Here is a 22046-nt window from a genome sequence, read left to right on the forward strand (position 1 = left end):
GTCGGCAAGACGTGATGCTTTCGCAACACACGACACTTGGCAAGCGCGAAAAATTACGACGCGATGATGTCGGTGTTGAGCAGGATCAAGGACACCAAAAATTTGCGCTGCGACGCGTTTGCATCGCAGCGCAATGTTGCAAAACAGGAATTGGACCGGCGAGCGCGCTGTTACTTAGCGGCCCGGACGCAGCTCGAGTTCCTGCAGTCCGACCGCAACGTTGACACCGGTCTGGCCCTGCAGGCTGACCGGCTGCAGCGCGATCGAATTCGCCGAGCCGCCGAGCAGCACGTTGGCGCCGAGACCGACGCCGACCGAAGCCGACCCTTGTGCACCTGCGTAGTTACCAGCGAGGTCGCCGGGGCCGAAGCGTTCGACCGGCGCGAACACCGCCCAGCCGAGCGCGGTTTCCGGGGTGATACCAATATCAAGACCGACCTTGCGGATGGTGGCGACATAGGGCGTGTCCGGGCGGCCTTCGGTGCGCAGTACGCAGCCGAGATTGGTCACCGAACCGACGATGAAGCCCATGCTGGCACCGCCGCGGCATTCGAGCATGCCGACGCGCACCCGGCCCTGTTGAGCATCGGCGGCGGTTGTTATCAGCGCGGCGGCGGCGAGGCCGGCGAGAAGCGAGAGGCGGCGCATAGCGAAGATCTCCGACGTGGGAAGGTGATGCGGAAGACGACCCGATTCGGGCAAACGCGCAAACGAGTGCGCGCCATCTAGTCACAGCATCGGCAAATCTTCAATGACACCCCCGGGCGCGCTGCGCCGCGACCGGGTGCCCGAGCGTACAAAAGCGTCCAGACGCAAAAAGGGCCCGCGCTGGCGGGCCCTTTTCGTTACGACGCTAATGCTTCGTAAACGCTGTCACTTAGTGATGATGACGGCGATGCTTGCGATAGTGCTTCTTGGCGATCGGGGCCGGCAGCAACTGCACGTCGACGATGCCGGCGGTCGCGTTCAGACCGGTCTGGCCCTGCAGGCTGAGCGGCTGCAGCGCGAAGGCGTTGTTCGAACCGCCGATCAGCAGGTTGCCGCCGACGCCGAAAACGAACGACGCGTTGGCGCCGACGCCACCGTAGCTGCCGCCGAGGTCACCGCGACCGACGCGCTGAGTCGGAGCGTACACGGCCCAGGCGAGGCCGGTGTTCTGGGTGAAGCCGAGGTCGACGCCGATGCGCTGCACGTGCGCGATGTACGGCTCGGGACGACGGCCGTCGGTCCGGAACAGGCACTCGAGCTGGGTGGTCGAGCCGACCACGTAGCCGACGTTCGGACCGCCGGCGCATTCGATCACGCCGACCTGCACGCGCTGTTGCGCGCTCGCGCTCGCAACCGAGGCGATCAACGCGACCGCAGCGATGCCGAACTGTCTCAGGGTAAACATATAAGCACTCCACATGTGGATTGAGATTGCGACGGCGACAAAAAGGAAGCGTCTTGTCCAAAACAAGGCGCTTTCGCAGTTTTGGAACGAATCCTGTGAACGTTGCGGATTGTTAATGAAATCTTTACCGCAAATTTCCACAGAACCGCTGGATGCGCTTGCAGGCGTCCTCGAGATCCGAGGTCTTGGTGGCGTAGGAGATGCGGAATGCCGGGCCAAGGCCGAACGCCGAACCCTGCACCACCGCCACGCCTTCCGCTTCCAGAAGCTCGGTGACGAAGTCCTGGTCGGTTTCGATCTTTTTGCCCGACGGCGCGGTCTTGCCGATGGTGCCGGCACACGACGGATAGACGTAGAACGCACCCTCCGGACGCGGGCAATCGATGCCGGTTGCCTGGTTCAGCATCGACACCACCAGGTCGCGGCGCTCCTTGAACACCTTGTTGTGGGCGTCGATGAAGTCCTGCGGACCGTTGAGCGCCTCGACGGCGGCCCACTGGGCGATCGAGCACGGGTTCGAGGTCGACTGCGACTGGATCGTCGACATCGCCTTGATCAGCTCGGCCGGGCCGCCGGCATAACCGATCCGCCAGCCGGTCATGCAATACGACTTCGACACGCCGTTCACCGTGAGGGTGCGATCGAACAGCTTCGGCTCGATCTGCGCCGGGGTGGTGAACTCGAAGTCGTCATAGACGAGGTGCTCGTACATGTCGTCGGTCATCACCCAGACATGCGGGTGCTTGACCAGCACGTCGGTGAGCGCCTTCAGCTCGGCACGGCTGTAGGCCGCGCCGGTCGGGTTCGACGGCGAGTTGAGAATGATCCACTTGGTCTTCGGCGTGATCGCCGCTTCCAGTGCCGCAGGCTGCAGCTTGAAGCCGAACTCGGCGGTGCACACCACCGGCACGCTTTCGCCGCCGGCGAGCGCGACCATCTCCGGATAGCTGACCCAATACGGCGCCGGGATGATCACCTCGTCGCCCGGATTGATGGTCGCCATCAGGGCGTTGTACAGCACCTGCTTGCCGCCGGTACCGACGATGATCTGGTTCGGCTTGTAGGTCAGGCCGTTCTCGCGCTTGAACTTGTCGATGATGGCCTGCTTCAGCTCCGGAATGCCGTCGACCGCGGTGTACTTGGTCTTGCCGGCCTCGACCGCATGGATCGCCGCCAGCTTGATGTTGGCGGGAGTATCGAAGTCCGGCTCGCCGGAGCCCAAGCCGATGACGTTGCGCCCGGCCGCTTTCAGCTCACGCGCTTTGTCCGTGACCGCGATGGTCGCGGACGGCTTCACACGATCGAGCGCGGTGGCGAGGAACGGCATCGTCTTCTCCTTGCAGCCGTCATGAGTCGGCATTTGGCGCGACTCTTCCATCTCTGACGGGAATATCCCCACACTAAGCGCGGCCACGTTGCATCGCAAGAAGCTTGCGGGAATGGCGGCATTGTTCAGTCGTCGGCACAACCGCCAGGAGAGGCCGCACGCCCCCCTGCCGAGAACGGTAGTTGCCAGTCATGCGCGGCATTGCGCGCACCCGCGCGATTTCGCATAGCGAAAAGACGAAATCGGTCGCAGCAGCGGGATTTTCGGGTCACCGCCGCCCCCTGTGCAATGCGGCATGGGATTTCGACCCTTTCCAGCGCTTGGGGCTTGCGGGGCCTGCCGGGGGACATCATTGTTTAGCCGCGTTAGGCGCGGCAGATGCCGGCGGCAGGGAGAGCGAAGCGACCTTCAGGATGTACAAGCTCTATTCGATGCAGCGATCGGGAAACAGCTACAAGGTTCGCCTTGCGCTGGCGCTTCTCGATGCCCCCTACCGCGCGGTCGAGGTCGATATCCTGCGCGGCGAAAGCCGCACGCCGGATTTCCTCGCCAAGAATCCGAGCGGCCAAGTGCCGCTGCTGGAGACCGCACCGGGCCGCTACCTCGCCGAATCCAACGCGATCCTATGGTATCTCGCCGTCGGCACCTCGCTGGCGCCGGACACCCGCATGGACCGCGCCGAAGCGCTGCAATGGATGTTCTTCGAGCAGCACGCGCTAGAGCCGAACATCGGCTCGGCGTATTTCTGGCTGTGCTTGGTCAAGGGCGGCCGCGACCTGCAGACCCACGCGCTGGAGGATTGGCTTGAGCGCGGCTATGCGGCGCTGCAGGTGATGGAAAATCATCTCAAGACCAACGATTACTTCGCAGCCGGCCAGCTCACCATCGCCGACATCGCGCTTTACGGCTACACCCACGTCGCCGACCAATGCGATTTCGACCTGTCGACGTTTCCGGCGGTGAACGCGTGGCTGCGCCGGGTTGAACAGACCCCGGGCTTCATCACCATGGATTGGACCCCGGAAACCATCGCCGCCGACCCGACGAGCTTCGCGGCCGAGGCTTGACGGCGGCCCTACCGCTCGAATTCCGCCGCGATTTGGTCATGATTGGCGCCCTTCGGCGCCGCACAAACGCCCGTGATCGCACGACAATTCACCTACGCCGGTGATTCGCCGGCGTTTGGTTCGAGGATTTCGAGTCATGCTTTCGTCGCCCGGCTCGGCGCCCGGCTTCAACCGGCCTGCCGCGCCCGTCACCTCTCCCCGTTTGGTTCGAGCCGTCGCCGCTTCACTGGTCATCGCGGTCGCCTCGCTCGGCACCATCCTCGCGCTGACGCTGCTGTCGACCCAATGCGGGCCAGGCTGCGGCATGGGGACGCCTTTCGCGCTCTGATCGGCTCGGCAACGATCCTTTCCCATCACGGCGCGTTGACTCGCGCGCCGCACCGCAGCCGCGACGGCCATCCTGCGAGGAGGCAGTGCGATGAAGGCTCCGATCGTCTGGGTTTCCGGCACGCTGAGCGCGTCCACCGCGCTGCTTGCCTCGCTGCTGATCGTCACCGCGAGCCGCGGCGAGATCACCACTTACGAATCCTCCGCCGGCCCGCTGACCGTGCAGACCGTGGCGCAGAAGCTGGTGCATCCCTGGGGTCTGGCGTTTCTGCCTGACGGCCGGATGCTGGTGACCGAGCGCCCCGGCCGCCTGCGGCTGGTGACGCCGCAAGGCCAGGTGTCGAAGCCGCTGCAGGGCGTGCCCGAAGTGTGGGCCTCGGGCCAGGGCGGACTGCTCGACGTCGCGGCCGACAAGGACGTCGCCAGCAACCACACGATCTACCTGTGCTACGCCGAACGCGATGGCAACGGCGGACGGACCGCGGTCGCGCGCGCGTCTCTCGACGCCGGCCAAGCGCCGCGGCTGAGCGACGTCAAGGTGATCTTCCACCAGCAGGGGCCGCCGTCGTCCGGCAATCACTATGGCTGCCGGATCGCGCAAGGCACCGACGGCAATCTGTTCGTCACGCTCGGCGAGCACTACGCGCATCGCGACCAGGCGCAGAGCCTGTCCAATCATCTGGGCAAGATCGTCCGCATTGCGCCGGACGGCGGCGTGCCCGACGGCAATCCGTTCACCGGCCGCGACGGCGCCGAGCCCGAAGTCTGGAGCCTCGGCCACCGCAATCCGCAGGGCCTCGCCTTCAACCCCGCCGACGGTAAACTGTGGGAGGTCGAGCACGGCCCGCGCGGCGGCGATGAGGTCAACATCATCCGCAAGGGTGAGAATTACGGCTGGCCGGTGATCGGCTACGGCATCGACTACAACGGCGCCAAGATCCACGAGGCGACCGCTAAGCCGGGCATGCAGCAGCCCGCCAAATATTGGGTGCCGTCGATCTCGCCGAGCGGGATGGCGTTCTACACCGGCAAGCTGTTTCCGACCTGGACCGGCAGCCTGTTCGTCGGCGCGCTGTCGGGACAGATGCTGGTGCGGCTGTCGCTCGACGGCGACAAGATCACCGGCGAAGAGCGGCTGTTGCAGACGCTGGACGAACGCATCCGCGACGTGCGTCAGGGGCCGGACGGTGCGCTGTGGCTCTTGACCGACAGCGACACCGGACGCCTTCTGCGCGTCGTGCCAGCGGCCAACTAAGCGGTATTTTCAGCGGAGAAATGCGCCCGCTGCCGCGCCCCGCCTCACACGTTAAGATGTAGTTGACGCGTCACTGCCGTGTAACAAACTACCGCTAGGGTCCGCTCGCGTCTGATCGAGGCCCCCCGTCGCCGATCAACGTCCCCAGCGGTCCCCGTCAGTCGCCGCGTCTGACCGGGGCCGCACCTTTTTGAGCGGCGCAAAGTTATTGCCATGCTGCGATTCATCCTCGTCATTGCCGCCGTCGTGCCGCTGACGTTGACCCTGCTGCCGGTGCATCTGCTGGCGATCCGCTTCGGCTGGCGCGCACAGCGCACAATTCCGCAGCTGTATCATCGCATCGTCTGCGCGCTGATCGGCGTACGCATTCATCAGGTCGGCCGCCGCTGCGACGGCCCGGTTCTGATCCTGTCCAATCACGTCTCCTGGCTCGACATCTGCGTGATCTCCGCGGTGGCACCGGTGTCGTTCATCGCCAAGAGCGAAGTCGCGACCTGGCCGGTGTTCGGCGCGCTGGCACGCTGGCAGCGCACCGTGTTCATCGATCGCCAGGCCCGGCAGCGCACCGGCGAAGCCACGCGCGAAATCGGCACGCGGCTGCAGAACGGCGACGCCATGGTGCTGTTCGCCGAGGGCACCTCGTCGGACGGCAGCCGGGTGCTGCCGTTCCGCTCGGCGCTGGTCGGCGCGGTGCATCATGCGATCGGCGAAGAGACCGGCGCCCGCGTCGCAGTACAGCCGATGGCGGTGACGTATACCGGTTTCGGAGGCCTGCCGATCGGCCGCGAACTGCGCCAGCGCGTGGCGTGGTACGGCGACGCCGAGCTGATTCCACATTTCGTCGAGTTGCTCTCGGCCGGCGCGATCGACGTCACCGTGAGCTGGGGCGACGCGGTCGCGACCTCGATCGACGCCGACCGCAAGCAGATCACCCGCGAGGCCGAGCAATCGGTCCGCCGGATGTGCGAAGCCGCCCGCCGCGCCGGCATGCGCGGGGCGATCGCGCCGCGCCCCGCCCCAGCGCCGGTGACGACGCCCGACGTGCAGCCGGAAGCGGCATAGCGCGCTTCAAGCGGCCGCGGGCACCGGCGACCACCTGATCTCGTCGCCCCCCACAAAACAGGCGTGCGAGAACAGGCCGAGGTCGAGCTCGTTCATCAAGCGAACGTCGCTCAAATCCGGGCAGCGCTTCTTGGCAGGATCGTAAGAGCGATCGATCTGCGAAATGATCACCAGAATGACACCAGCTCTACGGGCGAACGACCGCAGCGCGCGGATCTGGCTGTTCAGGTCCGGCGTGTCGCGACGCCGATCGAGCAACTGCAGATAGTCGATCACCACCAGAGACCCGCGTGCGGCTGACGCCAGTCGGGCAATGATGTAGTCGGAGCAGATCGCATCCGACGTATCGAGCGTAAACTTGTCCGCCAGCGACGCCGGATCGGCTCCGATCGCGCGAAGCCGCGTCAATACCTCAGCCTCAGTGTATTCGAGCGTGAAGAACGCACTGGTGCGCCCGGCCTTGATCGCTTCCACCGCAAGTTCGAGGCTGAGCAGTGTTTTGCCCTGCCCCGGCCTTGCGCCGAGCAGTACCAGATCCCCGGGGTTCAGCGCCCCGAACAGACGGACCGCCGGCGAAGCCGCTGCCGACTCAACCAGCAGGCTCCAACGCTCGAATCCTTCTGTTGCGGCGACATGATCCAGCGCCGCGTGCAGCGGCACGTTCTGGGCGCGGGACAGCAGTTTGGCTTTGCGTTTCAGGCGATAGACCGGCGCAGACAATCGCATCTCGATAACCTCCTCGATCGAGCCACTGCCGCAATCCCTCCTCATGCTGGCGCTCGAACAGGCGGTTCGACGGTCGTGCAGCCCTGTATGAAAGATACTTTCCCAATGGAGGGGGGAGGCGCGGGCCACGCCAGAATCAGATTGTAGCGCGCCTCGCCACGACCGAGAACAGCTTTCGCCGGCGACGCCGCTTGACGCTTGTGTGATCGGGGCGGTGCCTTGCGGCGCTGCGGGGTGCGCGCCACAATGGGCGGCTCCACGCATCTCTCAAGGACACTTCATGGACATACGCAATCTCGGCGGCAGCGGCCTGCGGGTCTCGGTCGTCGGCCTCGGCTGCAACAATTTCGGCCAGCGCACCGATCCCGAGACCTCGAAGAAGGTGATCCACAAGGCGATCGACCTCGGGGTCACGCTGTTCGACACCGCCGACATCTATGCCGGCATGGGCGGCTCCGAGACCGTGCTCGGCAACGTGCTCGGCGATCGCCGCAAGGACATCGTGCTGGCGACCAAGTTCTGCAAGCCGATGGCGACCGACGGCACCAAGCAGGGCGCGTCGCGGCGCTACATCGTCGAGGCGGTCGAGGCCAGCCTGAAACGGCTGAAGACCGACTGGATCGACCTGTATCAGCAGCACGATTACGATCCGCTGACGCCGATCGACGAGACCCTGCGCGCGCTCGACGACCTGATCCGCGCCGGCAAGGTGCGCTACATCGGCAACTCCAACTTCCCGGCATGGCGTATCGCCGAGGCCGAATACGTCGCGCGTGCGCTCGGCACCCATCGCTACGTGTCGTGCCAGGACGAATACAGTCTGGTGGTGCGCGACATCGAGAAGGACCTGCTGCCGGCCGCACAGGAATACAAGCTCGGGTTGCTGCCGTTCTTCCCGCTGGCGAGCGGCCTTCTGACCGGCAAGTATCAGCGCGGCGCGGAAGCGCCGGCGCACACCCGCTTCGCCAAGATGCCGGCGATCCGCGACCGCTATTTCACCGACGCCAATCTCGATCTGGTCGACAAGCTGAAAGCCTTCGCCGAAGCGCGCGGCCACTCGCTGCTCGAACTAGCGTTCTCCTGGCTCGCCTGCCGCCCGCAAGTCTCCAGCGTGATCGCCGGCGCCACCACGCCAGAGCAGATCGAGCAGAACGTCAAGGCCGTGAGCTGGAAGCTGACGGTCGAGGAGACGGCCGAGGTGGACGCGATCACCAAGGGGTAGTTCACGGCGGCGCCTCCTCACCCCGTCATTCCGGGGCGCGCCCGAAAGGGCGCGAACCCGGAATCTCGAGGTTAGTATCTATGGAGGTTCGTGTGCGTATCGGATTCCGGGTTCGCCGCTGCGCGGCGCCCCGGAATGACAGGTGGAGAGACCACGCCAATTCTATCGACCTGGAGCCTCGCCTGCCCCCTCCCCCTCCGCGACCTTCCGCGTATTGCATCGCGGCTCAGGCGGAGTACGCTGCGAGCGCGTTTCAACCTGCGTTCATTGGCCGTTGCTCATGCCGCTCCGCCCGACCTCGTCCGACACGCCCGCACCGCCGCCGCGGCGGCTGATCTGCGCCGGCTGCGGCGCGGAGTTTTCGTGCACGATGGACAGCGGCTGCTGGTGCTCGGCGGAGCCGGCGCATCTGCCGCTGCCGTCGGACGCGGTCGATTGCCTGTGCCCGGAATGCCTGCGCGAGGCTGCGAAGGCGAGCCGCAAATCGTGACCGGTGCACATGACTGGCTGATCGCAGCGGTGCTGCTCGATATGGACGGCACGCTGGTCGATACCGAGCGCCTGTATCTGGAAAGCCTGACTGAGGTGCTGAACGCATTCGGCCTGCCGGATGCGATCGAGACCTGCGAGTCGATGGTCGGGCTGCCGGGGCCGGAGTGCCAGGCGCTGCTGGTCGCGCGCTACGGCGAAACGTTGCCACTGCGCGAGATCAATCGCGCCTTCGTCGAGAAGCGCGACGCCCGGTTCGCGCAAGGTCTCCCGGTGAAGCCTGGCACCTGCGAGCTGCTCGACGCGCTGGACGATGCAGGCTGCCCGGTCGCGGTCGTGACGTCGTCGTCGCGCAAGACGGCTGACATGCACCTGACGCTCGCCGGCATCCGCGCGCGGTTTGGTACCATCCTGACCCGCGACGACGTCGCTCACGGCAAACCCGCGCCGGATCTGTATCTGCTCGCCGCCGACCGACTCGGCGTGCCGCCGGCACATTGCGTCGCGGTGGAAGATTCCAGCGTCGGCGTCGCTTCTGCCTTCACGGCCGGCGCCATCACGCTGATGGTGCCGGACCTGCTGCAGCCCGACGCCGCCACACGGGGAAAATGCGCCGCGGTGCTGCCGGATCTCAACGCGGTGCGGACGCTGCTCGGGATCCGCGGCCAGTTCGCGGCGCCAAACGCGGCCCTCGCACCGCGTTGAAGCTGCGCGGCAGGGCTGCGACCACCAGCTTGGCCGCCGCCACGCCCGCGGTCTCCATGTAGCTCGGGTCGCGATGCAGCAGCACCACCGCGAACGAGCCGTCGAGCAGCAACAGCATTTGCCGGGCGAGTTCCTCAGGCGCATCGATGCCAGCTTCGGCGAATGTCTCGCGCAGCCAGCCCTCGAACTTCTTCTTGTGCGCGGCGCCGATCTTGATCGCCGGATGGCCGGGCAGATTAGCGAGCTCGGCGGAGGTGCGCAGGAAGCCGCAGCCCTTCCATTTCGGATGCCGCGCGGCCCGCGCAAGATTGCGGAAGATGCCTTCGACCTTGGCGGGCAGTTCCCCCGGCGTCTCCTCGAACCACTGCCGGAATAGCGCCAGGTTCGGCTGGTCGCGGCCTTCAAGATAAGCCGCAACCAGATCGTCCTTGCTGCGGAAGTGATAATACAGCGTCCGCTTGGTGACGCCCGCCTTCTCCGCCACCGCGTCGACACCGACGGCGCGGATCCCTTCGCTGTAGAACAGCTTGGCGGCGGCCGCGACGATGCGGTCACGGGTCGGGCTGGACGGAAACGCCTTCGGCGCTACGGATGCTCGGACGGCCATCCGGCTTATGTATACCGACCAGTGAATATACACAACGCGCCGCCCACAGTAACCATCGCGTGCCCCGATGGAGACCGCGACATGACTGAACTGATCCCGATGGAGCTGCGCGACGACGTCGCGCTGCTGACGCTGAACCGCCCCGAGAAGCTGAACGCGCTGAGCTACGCGCTGATCGACCGGCTGATGCAGCGGCTCGACGCGATCGAAGTCGATGACGCCGTCCGCGCCGTGATCCTCACCGGCGCAGGCGAGCGGGCGTTCTCCGCCGGCGCCGACATCGCCGAGTTCTCCGGCAGCGTTGCACGCGGCGCGGATCACGCGGTGCGCGATTTCGTCCGCCGCGGCCAAACCATGACGGCGCGACTGGAGAGCTTTTCCAAGCCGGTGATCGCGGCGGTGAACGGCCTCGCTTACGGCGGCGGCTGCGAGATCGCCGAAGCAGTACATCTGGCGGTCGCGAGCGATCGCGCCCGCTTCGCCAAGCCGGAGATCAAGCTGGCGATGCCGCCGACCTTCGGCGGCACCCAGCGGCTGCCGCGCCTCGCCGGCCGCAAGCGCGCCCTGGAATTGTTACTCACTGGCGAGCCGTTTTCGCCCGACCATGCGCTCGCGATCGGCTTGGTCAATCGCGTGGTGCCGCACAAGGAGCTGATAGGCGCGGCGGATGCGCTGGCACGGCAGATCATCCGGCATCCGCCCGGCGCGGTGGCCGCGGTGATTACGGCGACGACGCGCGGGCTCAATCTGTCGATCGACGAGGGCCTGTTGGTCGAGCGCGCGCAGTTCGCCATGCTGGCCGGCCGCGAGGAGCTGGCGCGTGGCCTCGCCGAGTGGCGCAGCCGGCCGCGCGACGCGGCTCAGACCGGATAGCCGGGCGTGGCCCGCGCCAAGCCGCCGAATGCATCGAGCAGCCGTTCGCGCCAGGCGTAGACCGGGTCGTCGCTCTGCAGCAGCGAGAAGTCGCTGACGACCCGGGCCCATTGGAAGCCGCCGAACACGATGTAGTCGGCGTAGTTCGGTGCGGCGCCGCCGATGAAGGCTTGCGTCTTCAGCGTCAGCCGTAGCGGGTCGAGCGACTTGCGAAAGCCCTCGACCGCGCGATCACGGGGCGCGGCGGCCTCCTCCAGCGTTGTCTTCAGCCGCGCCTCACGCGACTGCCGGAAATACGCGGCATCGTCCGGATCGAGCCGCTGGGCGATGTCGGCGACGATCATCGGGAAGATGCCGCCGACGATCGCGAGGTCGCCCCACCAGTTCAGCATCCGCGCCATCGCCCGGCCGCCATCGCCGCCGAACAGCGACGGCCGATCCGGATAGGCGTCTTCGAGGTAGTTGGCGATTGCCCAGGAATCGACGACCGTCTTGTCGCCGTCGAGCAGCACCGGCACCTTCTCCGAGCCGTAGGGTGCGATCGCCGCCTTATCGGTGAAGCGCCACGGGATCGTCTCGGCCGTCAGCCCCTTGTGCGCCAGCGCCATCCGCGTCCGCCACACGAACGGCGAAAACGGCCGGCCCACATCGGCCCCGACCAGTTCGAACAGTTTGAGAGTCATGTCGCGCGTCCTCGGGTCTCGCGATGGTTGTGGGCACTCGCCGCACATCTCTGGCGCCGGGCGCTCGCCACACACTTCACGTCATCGCCGGACTTGATCCGGCGATCCATCTCTTCAAGATGATGGATGCGCGGGTCAAGCCCGCGGATGACGCTGTGCGGGCGAACGGCACCGCCGCGCCCTGCTCTGCCGTTGGTTGTCATTCCGGGGCGCCGCGCAGCGGCGAACCCGGAATCTCGTTGGACTACCTGCCGCAACAACCTCTGGATTCCGGGTTCGCGCCCTGGCGGGCGCGCCCCGGAATGACGTGCGGGTGGAGCTGCGCCTCCCCTACTCGATCTTCGCCTTGACCGGCTCGATCACCTCGAAGTTCGGTGAGAAGTCTTCGAACAGGCCGAACAGTTCGCGCAGCTTCAGCGGATTGCCGCTAACCCAGAGGTCGCCGCTCAGCACCGCGCCGAGGAAGCCGCGCTGCTTCAGCGAGATCGCATCGAAGGTGGCGCGGTTCAGGGTGACGCTGACGTCGGCGTTGTCGGACAGCTTGCCGGAGATGTGGGTCAGCGCCGAATTCTCCAGGTTCATGGTGTAGGTCTCCTTCAGGTCGGTGAAGGTCCAGTTCACCACGATGTGCTTGCCCTCGGCCTTCGCCGCATTCAGCCGCACCGCCAGGAAGTCGAACGCCAGATCGATCGATACGCCCTTGAGCAGATCGGGATTGGACGTGACCGAATCGGTCTTGATCAAACCGTTGCGCAGTTCCTGCGCGCCGAGCAGATAGGCGTTGCGCCAGGTCGAAGCTTCGGCCTGATAGCCGAGCTGCTCCAGCGCGTCGGCACCGAGCGCGCGGGCTTCGGTGTTGGCGGGATCGGCGAACACCAGCTTGCTGGCCACCGTCGCCACCCAGCGATATTGCCCAGCCTTGTAGTCGTCGCGGGCGCGCGCCAGCACCGCAGCGGCGCCACCCATATAGTCGATCTCCTTCTTGGCCTGCTCGGCGCGCGGCAGCGGATTGAGATCGGCCGGGTTGGCGTCGTACCAGCCGAGATAGAACTGATACACCGCCTTGGCGTTGTGGCTGACCGAGCCGTAATAGCCGCGCGCGGCGAATTCGCTCGTCAGCGACGGCGGCAGCGTCAACCGCTCGGCGATCTCGGTCGGCGTCAGGCCGTGATTGAGCAGGCGCACGCTCTGGTCGTGGATGAACTTGTAGACGTCGCGCTGCTTCTTCAGATAGCCGACGACGCGGTCACGGCCCCACACCGGCCAGTTGTGCTGCGCGATCACCACGTCGGTCTTGTCGCCATAGCGCTCGATCGCCTCGCCGATGTATTTCGACCACAGCCGGCCGTCGCGGATCGCGGCGCCGCGCAGGGTGTAGAGATTGTGCAGCGTGTGGGTGGTGTCCTCCGCCATGTTCAGCACCTTGAACTGGGGATAGTACGAGATCATCTCCGACGGCGCCTCCGACTCCGGCACCAGGTGGAATTCGATCTCGACGCCATCGATGCTGCGGGTCTCATAGGCCTGTTTGATCAGGTCGTTCGGCGCGATCAGCGACACCGTGCCCTTGGCCAGCGCCTTGCCGAGGCCGGCATCGACCTGACCGCGCTCACCGACCGGGAGCTGCGTTCCGAACTGGAATTGCGCGCGGCGGCTCATCGCGTTGCCGGCGATGACGTTCTCGGCGACCGCATGTTCCAAGAAGCCGGTCGGCGCGATCACCTTGACCTTGCCGCTCGCCGCATCCGCCTCGTCGATCAACCCGCGGGCGCCGCCGAAATGGTCGATGTGGCTGTGGGTGTAGATCAGCGCCACCACCGGCTTCTTGGGCCGGTGCTGGTAGTACAGATCGAGTGCCGCCTTGGCGGTCTGCACCGTCAACGTGGTGTCGGTGATGATCAGGCCGGTGTCGCCTTCGACGATCGTGACATTGGCGATGTCGAGCCCGCGGACCTGATAGACCCGCTCGGCCACCTGGAACAGGCCGCTGGCGAGGTTGAGCTGCGCCTGCCGCCACAGGCTGGGATTGACCGTCGCGGAGGGCTGATCGCCCTTGAGGAAGTCGTACGGCTTGAGGTCCCACGCGGCCGGCGCCCCCGCCGGTCCGGGGACCACGCCATCGGGCAGCGAGGCGATCAGGCCGCGCTGCGCGTCCTCGAAATCGGCGCGATCGGCAAGAGGCAGGAACTTGTTCACCACCTCGTTCGCCGCCCGCGTCGCCGGCTCGGCGTCGTTGGGCTGGGCAGCCAGCGGTGCAGCCAGCAGCGACAGCGCCGCGGTGGTAGCAAGTATCATCGACGGTATAATTCGTGCCATGATCAATCTCCGGAAGGGCGCGGATCATCGCCCGGTTCCCGCCGCGGTGACCATCGCAATCCCGCCCGCGAAATCGAAATTCTGTACCCTGCACAGTGCTCTCCACAGCCGAAGTTTTGCCGCGGTGCAAAGTATTCCGTAACGCGAATTGAACATGATCCCTCTCCGCCGACACCACCAGCGGCGGCCGATCGGCAACCAGACCGACGGCCGGGCGAAGGGAGAGTTGCGATGCGCTATTCGGCCGAAGATCTACAAGCCGCGGCCCAGGCCGGCGTGATCACCCCGGCGCAGGAGGCGGCACTCCGCGCCTTCCTGGACGCCAGACGCCCGGCGGTCGCGAGCGACGCCCCGCGCTTCGATATCGTGCATCTGCTCTGGTATGCGGGCGCGCTGATCGTGATCAGCGCGATGGGGCTGTTCTCGACCATGGCGTTCGCCGGCCTTGGCGGCGCAGCGCTGACTGCCACGGCGCTGATCTATGCCGTCGCGTTCTGGTGGACCGGGCACTATCTGTGGCACGTGAAAGCTCTGCGCACGCCCGGCGGGCTATGCATCGCCGTCGCGGTCGGGATGATGCCGCTGGCGGTGTATGGCGTGCAGGAGGCATTCGGGCTGTGGTCCGAATTCGGCAAGCCCGACACCATTCGCAGCTTCTACATCTGGGTCAAAGGCAGCTTCATCTTCATGGAGCTCGCCACCATCGTGGCCGCACTGGTGGCGCTCGCGTTCTATCGCTTCCCGTTCATCGTGTTTCTGATGGCGGTGGCGCTGTGGTTCCTGTCGATGGACCTGGTGCCGTGGATCACCGGCACGCCGCATGGCGATTTCGAAACCGGCCGCAAGGTCTCGATCGGATTCGGCGCCGTCATGGTGATCGCCGCCGTGATCGTGCATCTGCGCCAGCGCAGCGGCGATTTCGCATTCTGGCTGTATCTGTTCGGCGTGATGACGTTCTGGGGCGGCATCACTGCCACCTCGAACGGGACCAATCTCGACAAGGCGCTGTACTGCGCCATGAACGTCGTGTTCCTCGGCATCGCCGTGGTGCTGGGCCGGCGGGTGTTCGCGGTGTTCGGCGCGCTCGGGATCGCGATCTATCTCGGCGATCTCGCCGAAAAGCTGTTCCGCGACTCGCTGCTGTTCCCGTTCGCGCTGTCGCTGATCGGCATCGCGATCATCGCGCTCGGACTGTTCCTGCATCGTCGCCTGCCGGCGATCGAGGCGTGGTGCGACGCGCGGCTGCCGAAGGGGATGCAGCGCCTGCGGGTGGCACCGGCCTAGACAACACGGCTGGGCGGCGCACCCTTTATTCGCCCCCCGCTTCGCCCCATATTGCCGGCATGGCGAAGACTCCCGACAAGCCTGGCAAGCCGGCAAAAACCCCGAAATCCAAAGCACATCGGCCCGAGGTGAAGCCGATCGGCCCTGCGCTGGCCGAACTGCTGAACCCGGCGCTGAATCGCGGCGACGCGGGCCTCGGCTCAGGCACCGGCCTGCAGCCGCCGCCGGACAATTCGCACGACCGCCGCGGCGGCGAAGCGGCGGTGCATCGCGGCCGGGCCTCGACTGCCAAAGCCGGCGACGGCGCAACGCCGCGGCCGACCGCGCTGCAGCCCTATCCGCAGCCGCCGGGCGCCAGCCGCGGCGGCCTCAATGAAGCGCCGCAGGCCAATTATGGCACCGCCGCCACCATCCCGACGCTCGATCCGGAACTGGCGCGGCAGCTCGGCCTGCCGACCGAGGAGGACGACGCCGAAGCCTTGGCGCGGCCACCGCGCAGCAAGATGGAGGCGCTCGGCGTCAAGGCCACCGCCGACGCACTGGAGAGCCTGATCCGCGAGGGCCGCCCGGAGTTCAAAGGCGAAGACGGCGGCGTCAAGCTGTGGGTGCCGCACCGGCCGCCACGCCCGGAGAAATCCGAAGGCGGCGTCCGCTTCGTGCTGAAGTCCGACTACCAGCCGCGCGGTGACCAGCCGACCGCGATCAAAGAACTGGTCGAAGGCCTCGACAGGAGCGACCGCACACAGGTGCTGCTCGGCGTCACCGGCTCAGGCAAGACCTACACCATGGCCAAGGTGATCGAGGCAACGCAGCGCCCGGCGATCATCCTGGCACCGAACAAGACGCTGGCGGCGCAGCTCTACGGCGAGTTCAAGAACTTCTTCCCCGACAACGCCGTGGAATATTTCGTCTCGTATTACGACTACTACCAGCCCGAAGCCTACGTTCCGCGCACCGACACCTATATCGAGAAGGATTCGTCGATCAACGAACAGATCGACCGGATGCGCCACGCCGCGACCCGCGCGCTGCTCGAGCGCGACGACGTCATCATCGTCGCCTCGGTGTCGTGCATCTACGGTATCGGCTCGGTCGAGACCTATACGGCGATGACCTTCGCGCTGAAGCGCGGCGAGCGGATCGACCAGCGCCAGCTGATCGCCGATCTGGTAGCGCTGCAATACAAGCGCACCCAGGCTGACTTCTCGCGCGGCACCTTCCGGGTGCGCGGCGACGTCATCGACATCTTCCCGGCGCACTATGAGGATCGCGCCTGGCGAGTGAAGATGTTCGGCGACGAGATCGAGGGCATCGAGGAGTTCGACCCGCTCACCGGCCACAAGCAGGACGAGCTGGAATTCGTCAAGATCTACGCCAACTCGCACTATGTGACGCCGCGGCCGACGCTGATCCAGGCGATTCAGTCGATCAAGACCGAGTTGAAATGGCGGCTCGATCAGCTGCATGCGCAAGGCCGCCTGCTGGAAGCACAGCGGCTGGAGCAGCGCACCACCTTCGACATCGAGATGATGGAAGCGACCGGCTCCTGCGCCGGCATCGAGAACTACTCGCGCTATCTGACCGGCCGCCGGCCGGGCGAGCCGCCTCCGACGCTGTTCGAATACGTGCCCGACAACGCGCTGGTGTTTGCCGACGAAAGCCACGTCTCGATCCCGCAGATCGGCGCGATGTTCAAAGGCGACTTCCGCCGCAAGGCGACGCTGGCCGAATACGGCTTCCGCCTGCCGTCCTGCATGGACAACCGGCCGCTGCGCTTCGAAGAGTGGGACATGATGCGGCCGCAGACGGTCGCGGTGTCGGCGACGCCGGCAGCATGGGAGCTGAACGAAAGCGGCGGCGTGTTCGTCGAGCAGGTCATTCGCCCCACCGGCCTGATCGACCCGCCGGTCGATATCCGCCCGGCGCGCACCCAGGTCGACGACCTCGTCGGCGAGGTCCGCGCTACCGCGGCGCGCGGCTATCGCACGCTGATCACCGTGCTGACCAAGCGGATGGCCGAGGACCTCACCGAGTTCCTGCACGAACAGGGCATTCGCGTGCGCTACATGCACTCGGACATCGACACCATCGAGCGCATCGAGATCATCCGCGATTTGCGGCTCGGGGCGTTCGACGCGCTGGTCGGCATCAACCTGTTGCGCGAAGGCCTCGACATTCCCGAATGCGCGCTGGTGGCGATCCTCGACGCCGACAAGGAAGGCTTCCTGCGCAGCGAAACCTCGCTGATCCAGACCATCGGCCGCGCCGCCCGTAACGTCGACGGCAAGGTCATCCTCTATGCCGATCAAATGACCGGCTCGATGCAGCGCTCGATCGACGAGACCAATCGCCGCCGCGAGAAACAGATCGAATACAACACCGCGCACGGCATCACGCCGGAGAGCGTGAAGAAGTCGATCGGCGACATTCTCAACAGCGTGTACGAGCGCGACCACGTGCTGGTCGAAATCGGCGACGGCAAGGGCGCCGGCTTCACCGACGACGCCGCGGTGATCGGCCACAATTTCGAAGCGGTGCTGGCGGATCTCGAAACCCGGATGCGCGAAGCCGCCGCCGACCTGAACTTCGAAGAAGCCGCCCGCCTGCGCGACGAAGTCAAACGCCTGCGCGCCACCGAGCTCGCGGTGATCGACGATCCGACCGTGAAGCAGCGCAAGGTCGCCGACAAAGCCGGCAGCTACGCCGGCGCCAAACGCTACGGCGACGCCGCGAACCTGCCAGCCGATGCGGGCAAAGGCGGACGCGGCAAGTCAGGATCACGAGGCGGCGCCGCCACGTCACCCTCCCCCTTGCGGAGTGGGTCGGCCGAAGGCCGGGGTGGGGGTGCCGCGAGCACTGCGTCAAAGGTCCACAAACCCGACCTCGACGAAATGGGCATCGCCGGCTTTCACGAATTCAAGAAAGTCCAGCGCCCCAAGCCGCGCAAGCCGACGCTCGACGAAATGGGGCCGGGCACGGAGAGCAAGATCTATCAGCCGACCTCCAGCCGCGAAGCCGGCCCGGAATTCGGCCCCTCCCCGCGCAGCACAGGCGGCGCGCCGGGGAAGAGGGGGGGATGGAAGAAGAGGTAGGATCGCGGACTATCCCGCGCTTGGTTTGAACTTCGACCGAGGTGAGCTATCTTTATGAAGGCGGTCTGACGACCGCGTCAGGAGGTCGCCGTGGCAGTGCTGGTTATTCAGGTCACGTACGACGAAGAGGCAAGAGTCTGGGTCGCCCAGAGCGACGACATTCCCCTGGTGACGGAAGCCGACACCTACGAGGTGCTCTATCGCAAGATGCCGGACCTGATCCAGGACGTGCTGGTGGAAAACGCCGACCCGCGCGCGGGCACCGATGTGCCGTTCGAGCTCGTCACGTCCAGTCGAGCAGCGCCGCGTTTCCAAGTGGCGTAGATGACCGACTACGCACCTGCTTTGAAGGACCTGCTCCGAAAGCACGGTTGCGAGTTTATTCGGCAAGGCAAGGGTGATCACGAGATGTGGCGAAGCCCGATGACCGGCAAGAGCTTGCCCGTCGATTCCAAGATCAAGTCGCGGCACACGGCGAACGGAATTTTGAAGCAGGCTGGACTGCCGAAGCAGTTCTGAAGAAGACGGGGGGGACCTTGTCCTCAGCCACCAGAACCAATGTGGTCTTTCCCGGCGTTATTCGGGCTTTAGCATCCTGACCGCCTCCTCCACCTCCTTCCAATCCTCCACCAGCACATACTCCCCGTTGGCCAGCGTCGTCGCGCTCGCGGTGACCACCGCACGTTTCGGGCAGATGCCGAGACAGCCGATGGTGACGAGCTTGGGACGTTTGCCGCCGTGCGACGCGGCGGCCTGTTTCAGTTCGGACTTCAGCGCCTGCTTCAGCTTCTTGCCGCCGTCGATCTTAGACAGGCATTTGCCGCAGATCAGCACCGGCGGCGGGCGTTTGGGGCGGGCGATGGTGGGGGAGGATTTCGGGTACATCACGTAGATATAGGGATGACGCCGTCTCATCCAAACGCCGCGCTTTTCCCAACGCGAGATGATTTGTTAGGCTGAGCCATGAAGCTCGGCTTTGAAGAGACCCAGGCCGCCTACAATAGCGGCTCGCAGAATGCCCGCGTCTGGACCGAGACGTGGGTCAAGACCTGGGCTTACTGCCCACATTGCGGCAACCAGAACATTTCTCAGTTTCCGAACAACAGCCCACTTGCTGACTTTTTCTGCGCATCCTGCCAGGAGGAGTTCGAGCTCAAGAGCCAGAAAGGCAAGTTCGGCTCGTCCGTCGCCGATGGCGCCTACAAGACCAAGTGCGATCGCCTTGCGGCAAGCAATAACCCCAACTTGCTGCTGATGAACTACGACCTCAAGTCGCTTGAAGTCATCAATCTGTTCGTCGTGCCGAAGCACTTTTTCGTCCGCGAGATCATTGAGGCGCGGAAGCCGCTGGCACCGACGGCGAGGCGCGCGGGCTGGGTCGGATCGAATATTCTGCTAAGCAGAATTCCCGAGTCAGGGAAGATACACATCGTCGAGAACCGGAGCATCCGACCGAAAGATCTGGTGCTGGAGCAATGGCAGAAGACACTCTTTCTTCGGCAAGAATCCCTCGAAACCAAGGGCTGGCTGCTCGATGTGATGAGTTGCGTCGAGTCCATCGGCAAAACAGAATTCTCGCTCGATGAAGTCTATGCGTTCGATCGACACCTGGGCTCGCTGTACCCGGACAACCAGAACGTTCGACCGAAAATTCGACAACAGTTGCAGTATCTACGCGACCGTGGGTTCCTGGAGTTTGTAGGCAAGGGAAATTATCGCTTGATCAAATGAGGAGGCGAGCGTGGCGTGGTTTCTCAACATCTACCGATGCGAGCGCTGCGGACGGATTTGGACCGACGAGTGGTCCTGCATGTGCGACGACGACTGCCCCCATTGTGGGGCGCGCCACATGTCACCGCTCGACAGCAATGATCTGACCGACTTGATCGTGCAGGAAGGCAAAAAGTTCGTCGCTCTCCGCTCGCCCGATTCTGCGGGACACCATCCTGACTACAAGGAGATCGGTCGTTTTCCGACCAGGAAGAAAGCCGCGGCATTCTTGGCTAGGAATTGAGTATCGTAGGATGGGGTGAGACCAATCGGCTCGTCCTTCCTGCGCAATTCCGTCATTGCGAGGAGCGATGCGACGAAGCAATCCAGCGCCTTGCACAGAGCCTGGATTGCTTCGCTTCGCTCGCAATGACGCTGTGGTCGCAAAAACGAAAAGTGGCCGGGGGCGAGCCCGGCCACGTCGTAACAGACCAAGTTGAAAGCGCTAAGCCGCCCTCACACCCGCTCGATGATGATCGCCGGGGCCATGCCGCCCGCCGCGCACATCGTCACCAAGCCGCGCTTGAGGCCACGGCGCTCGAGTTCGTCGAGCACGGTGCCGACCAGGATCGCGCCGGTGGCGCCAATCGGGTGGCCGAGGGCGATCGCGCCGCCGTTGACGTTGACCTTGGAGCGGTCGAGGTCGAGGTCGCGCATGAACTTCTCGGCGACCACCGCGAAGGCTTCGTTGATCTCCCAGAGGTCGATGTCGTCCTTGGTGAGACCGGCCTTCTGCAGCACCTTCTTGGCGGCCGGCACCGGGGCGTTGAGCATCAGGGTCGGATCGTCACCGATGTTGGCCATCGCCAGGATCTTGGCGCGCGGCTTCAGGCCGTGCTTCTCGGCGTATTCCTTCGAGGTCAGCAGCAGTGCCGCAGCGCCGTCGACCACGCCCGACGAGTTGCCGGCGTGGTGGACGTGCTTGATATCGACGTCCGGGTACTTCTGGTTGATCAGCTTGCGGTAGGTCGTGCCCTTGTCGTCGAGCGGATAGTCGGCGATCGCGGTGAAGGCCGGCTTCAGCGCCGCGAGGCCTTCGGCGGTGGTTTCGGGGCGCGGATATTCGTCCTTGGCCAGCACCACATTGCCTTCGTCGTCCTTGACCGGGACGATGCTCTTGTCGAAGCGGCCTTCCTGAATCGCGATCGCGGCGCGACGCTGGCTTTCCAGGCCGAGCGCGTCGAGGGTCTCGCGGCTGATGCCTTCCATCGTGGCGATGGCATCGCCGCAGATGCCCTGATGCGACTGCGGATGCGTCTTGGCCAGGCGGGCGTTGCCCGAGCCCATTCCGAGCGGCGGCTTGCCGGCGGCCATGTCCTCGGCAGCCATCGCGGCGGTCAGCGACATCATCTCGGTGCCGCCGGCGATCACCACGTCTTCCATGCCGCTCATGATCTGCGCGGCGGCGAAGTTCACCGCGGTGATGCCACCGCCGCAGAAGCGGTCGAGCGTGGTGCCGGAAGCCTTGATGTCGTAGCCGGCGTCGAGCGCGGCCATGCGGCCGAGGTCGCCGCCCTGCTTGCCGCGCTGGGTCGAGGTCGACCAGATGATGTCGTCGACGTCGGCGGTGTTGAGCTTGTTACGTTCGGCAATCGCCTTCAGCACGGTGGCGGCGAGGTGCTGGGGATGCATGTCGGCGAGAGCGCCCTTTCCGACTTTGCCGATGCCGCGGGGGGTGCGGACTGCGTCGATGATGTAGGCGTCTGCCATCTTGTTCTTCTCCCGATCTTGTTTGCGGTTTGTTGGGGCTTGGCGGCGAGATTGTCCGAGACGACGACGAAGTCAAGCCGCGGCGGCGATGCAGCCCCATTCAATCTGTGTCGAGCGCCGGCTTATGCCGCACGGCGG

The 22046-nt window shown here is 65.4% G+C and carries 23 protein-coding genes; 14 read left to right on the plus strand and 9 right to left on the minus strand.

What is annotated here, in order from left to right; all coding sequences use genetic code 11:
- Nucleotides 1-174: 174 nt before the first annotated feature.
- The 3 genes from HZF03_RS21645 to HZF03_RS21655 all read right to left on the minus strand — a co-directional run bounded on the left by HZF03_RS21645 (nt 175) and on the right by HZF03_RS21655 (nt 2720).
- A complete protein-coding gene (locus HZF03_RS21645) occupies nt 175-648 on the minus strand; it encodes a DUF992 domain-containing protein (protein WP_119019069.1) in 474 nt (157 codons plus the stop codon).
- A 229-nt stretch (nt 649-877) separates the two neighbouring features.
- A complete protein-coding gene (locus tag HZF03_RS21650; protein ID WP_119019070.1) occupies nt 878-1393 on the minus strand; it encodes a DUF992 domain-containing protein in 516 nt (171 codons plus the stop codon).
- A 124-nt stretch (nt 1394-1517) separates the two neighbouring features.
- Nucleotides 1518-2720 (minus strand): pyridoxal phosphate-dependent aminotransferase, encoded by a 1203-nt coding sequence (locus HZF03_RS21655; RefSeq protein WP_042441707.1) that lies wholly within the window; start codon nt 2718-2720, stop codon nt 1518-1520.
- A 413-nt stretch (nt 2721-3133) separates the two neighbouring features.
- Here HZF03_RS21655 and HZF03_RS21660 point away from each other — a divergent pair, with 413 nt between their 5' ends.
- From HZF03_RS21660 to olsA, 4 genes are all read left to right on the plus strand, one after another.
- Nucleotides 3134-3787: a glutathione S-transferase family protein gene (locus HZF03_RS21660; RefSeq protein WP_011159866.1), complete on the plus strand. Its 654-nt coding sequence runs from the start codon at nt 3134-3136 to the stop codon at nt 3785-3787.
- 136 nt (nt 3788-3923) lie between these two features.
- On the plus strand, nt 3924-4115 hold the full coding sequence (locus HZF03_RS21665; protein ID WP_119019071.1) for an HtrA2 peptidase: 192 nt from the start codon (nt 3924-3926) through the stop codon (nt 4113-4115).
- 90 nt (nt 4116-4205) lie between these two features.
- Nucleotides 4206-5369 (plus strand): PQQ-dependent sugar dehydrogenase, encoded by a 1164-nt coding sequence (locus HZF03_RS21670; protein WP_119019072.1) that lies wholly within the window; start codon nt 4206-4208, stop codon nt 5367-5369.
- 213 nt (nt 5370-5582) lie between these two features.
- Entirely contained in the window at nt 5583-6431 is an 849-nt protein-coding gene (gene olsA / locus HZF03_RS21675; RefSeq protein WP_119019073.1) for a lyso-ornithine lipid O-acyltransferase, read from the plus strand.
- A gap of 6 nt (nt 6432-6437) precedes the next feature.
- Here the strand turns inward: olsA and HZF03_RS21680 are convergent, their stop codons facing one another.
- Nucleotides 6438-7157 carry a DNA helicase gene (locus HZF03_RS21680; protein WP_119019074.1) on the minus strand — a complete coding sequence of 240 codons (720 nt, stop codon included), beginning with the start codon at nt 7155-7157 and terminating at the stop codon, nt 6438-6440.
- A 280-nt stretch (nt 7158-7437) separates the two neighbouring features.
- Between HZF03_RS21680 and HZF03_RS21685 the strand changes: the two genes are divergently transcribed.
- The 3 genes from HZF03_RS21685 to HZF03_RS21695 all read left to right on the plus strand — a co-directional run bounded on the left by HZF03_RS21685 (nt 7438) and on the right by HZF03_RS21695 (nt 9573).
- On the plus strand, nt 7438-8379 hold the full coding sequence (locus HZF03_RS21685; RefSeq protein ID WP_119019075.1) for an aldo/keto reductase: 942 nt from the start codon (nt 7438-7440) through the stop codon (nt 8377-8379).
- A 280-nt stretch (nt 8380-8659) separates the two neighbouring features.
- Nucleotides 8660-8869, plus strand: a complete 210-nt coding sequence (locus HZF03_RS21690) for a cysteine-rich CWC family protein (protein WP_107356877.1) — start codon at nt 8660-8662, stop codon at nt 8867-8869.
- Nucleotides 8830-9573 carry an HAD family hydrolase gene (locus tag HZF03_RS21695; RefSeq protein ID WP_119019076.1) on the plus strand — a complete coding sequence of 248 codons (744 nt, stop codon included), beginning with the start codon at nt 8830-8832 and terminating at the stop codon, nt 9571-9573. The genes HZF03_RS21690 and HZF03_RS21695 overlap by 40 nt, the downstream gene beginning before the upstream one ends.
- Here the strand turns inward: HZF03_RS21695 and HZF03_RS21700 are convergent.
- On the minus strand, nt 9500-10180 hold the full coding sequence (locus HZF03_RS21700; RefSeq protein ID WP_119019077.1) for a TetR/AcrR family transcriptional regulator: 681 nt from the start codon (nt 10178-10180) through the stop codon (nt 9500-9502). The two genes, HZF03_RS21695 and HZF03_RS21700, sit on opposite strands and share 74 nt — an antisense overlap.
- A gap of 81 nt (nt 10181-10261) precedes the next feature.
- Here HZF03_RS21700 and HZF03_RS21705 point away from each other — a divergent pair, with 81 nt between their 5' ends.
- A complete protein-coding gene (locus tag HZF03_RS21705; protein WP_119019078.1) occupies nt 10262-11053 on the plus strand; it encodes a crotonase/enoyl-CoA hydratase family protein in 792 nt (263 codons plus the stop codon).
- On the opposite strand, the gene HZF03_RS21710 is transcribed toward HZF03_RS21705, so the two are convergent.
- Both HZF03_RS21710 and HZF03_RS21715 read right to left on the minus strand, forming a co-directional pair.
- Nucleotides 11041-11736 (minus strand): glutathione S-transferase family protein, encoded by a 696-nt coding sequence (locus HZF03_RS21710; protein ID WP_119019079.1) that lies wholly within the window; start codon nt 11734-11736, stop codon nt 11041-11043. The two genes, HZF03_RS21705 and HZF03_RS21710, sit on opposite strands and share 13 nt — an antisense overlap.
- A gap of 330 nt (nt 11737-12066) precedes the next feature.
- Nucleotides 12067-14052 carry an alkyl/aryl-sulfatase gene (locus HZF03_RS21715; protein WP_119019080.1) on the minus strand — a complete coding sequence of 662 codons (1986 nt, stop codon included), beginning with the start codon at nt 14050-14052 and terminating at the stop codon, nt 12067-12069.
- 231 nt (nt 14053-14283) lie between these two features.
- Here HZF03_RS21715 and HZF03_RS21720 point away from each other — a divergent pair, with 231 nt between their 5' ends.
- From HZF03_RS21720 to HZF03_RS21735, 4 genes are all read left to right on the plus strand, one after another.
- Entirely contained in the window at nt 14284-15336 is a 1053-nt protein-coding gene (locus tag HZF03_RS21720) for a hypothetical protein (RefSeq protein WP_119019081.1), read from the plus strand.
- Between the two features lie 59 nt (nt 15337-15395).
- Nucleotides 15396-18428: an excinuclease ABC subunit UvrB gene (gene uvrB / locus HZF03_RS21725; RefSeq protein ID WP_119019082.1), complete on the plus strand. Its 3033-nt coding sequence runs from the start codon at nt 15396-15398 to the stop codon at nt 18426-18428.
- A gap of 90 nt (nt 18429-18518) precedes the next feature.
- The gene (locus HZF03_RS21730) at nt 18519-18752 is read left to right on the plus strand and encodes a DUF1902 domain-containing protein (RefSeq protein WP_119019083.1); all 234 of its coding nucleotides are present in this window, start codon (nt 18519-18521) and stop codon (nt 18750-18752) included.
- Nucleotides 18753-18947 (plus strand): type II toxin-antitoxin system HicA family toxin, encoded by a 195-nt coding sequence (locus tag HZF03_RS21735; RefSeq protein WP_119019084.1) that lies wholly within the window; start codon nt 18753-18755, stop codon nt 18945-18947.
- Nucleotides 18948-19004: 57 nt separating this feature from the next.
- On the opposite strand, the gene HZF03_RS21740 is transcribed toward HZF03_RS21735, so the two are convergent.
- Complete coding sequence (locus tag HZF03_RS21740) at nt 19005-19343, minus strand: (2Fe-2S) ferredoxin domain-containing protein (protein WP_234832279.1); 339 nt, start codon at nt 19341-19343, stop codon at nt 19005-19007.
- Between the two features lie 48 nt (nt 19344-19391).
- Here HZF03_RS21740 and HZF03_RS21745 point away from each other — a divergent pair, with 48 nt between their 5' ends.
- Both HZF03_RS21745 and HZF03_RS21750 read left to right on the plus strand, forming a co-directional pair.
- Nucleotides 19392-20159 carry a DpnI domain-containing protein gene (locus tag HZF03_RS21745; RefSeq protein WP_119019086.1) on the plus strand — a complete coding sequence of 256 codons (768 nt, stop codon included), beginning with the start codon at nt 19392-19394 and terminating at the stop codon, nt 20157-20159.
- Between the two features lie 10 nt (nt 20160-20169).
- Complete coding sequence (locus HZF03_RS21750; protein ID WP_119019087.1) at nt 20170-20442, plus strand: hypothetical protein; 273 nt, start codon at nt 20170-20172, stop codon at nt 20440-20442.
- A 212-nt stretch (nt 20443-20654) separates the two neighbouring features.
- Here HZF03_RS21750 and HZF03_RS21755 read toward each other — a convergent pair whose 3' ends face one another.
- Entirely contained in the window at nt 20655-21908 is a 1254-nt protein-coding gene (locus HZF03_RS21755) for an acetyl-CoA C-acetyltransferase (protein ID WP_119019088.1), read from the minus strand.
- Nucleotides 21909-22046 lie beyond the last annotated feature (138 nt).

Origin of the sequence: Rhodopseudomonas palustris, assembly GCF_013415845.1 — a bacterium.
Lineage (GTDB): Bacteria > Pseudomonadota > Alphaproteobacteria > Rhizobiales > Xanthobacteraceae > Rhodopseudomonas > Rhodopseudomonas palustris_F.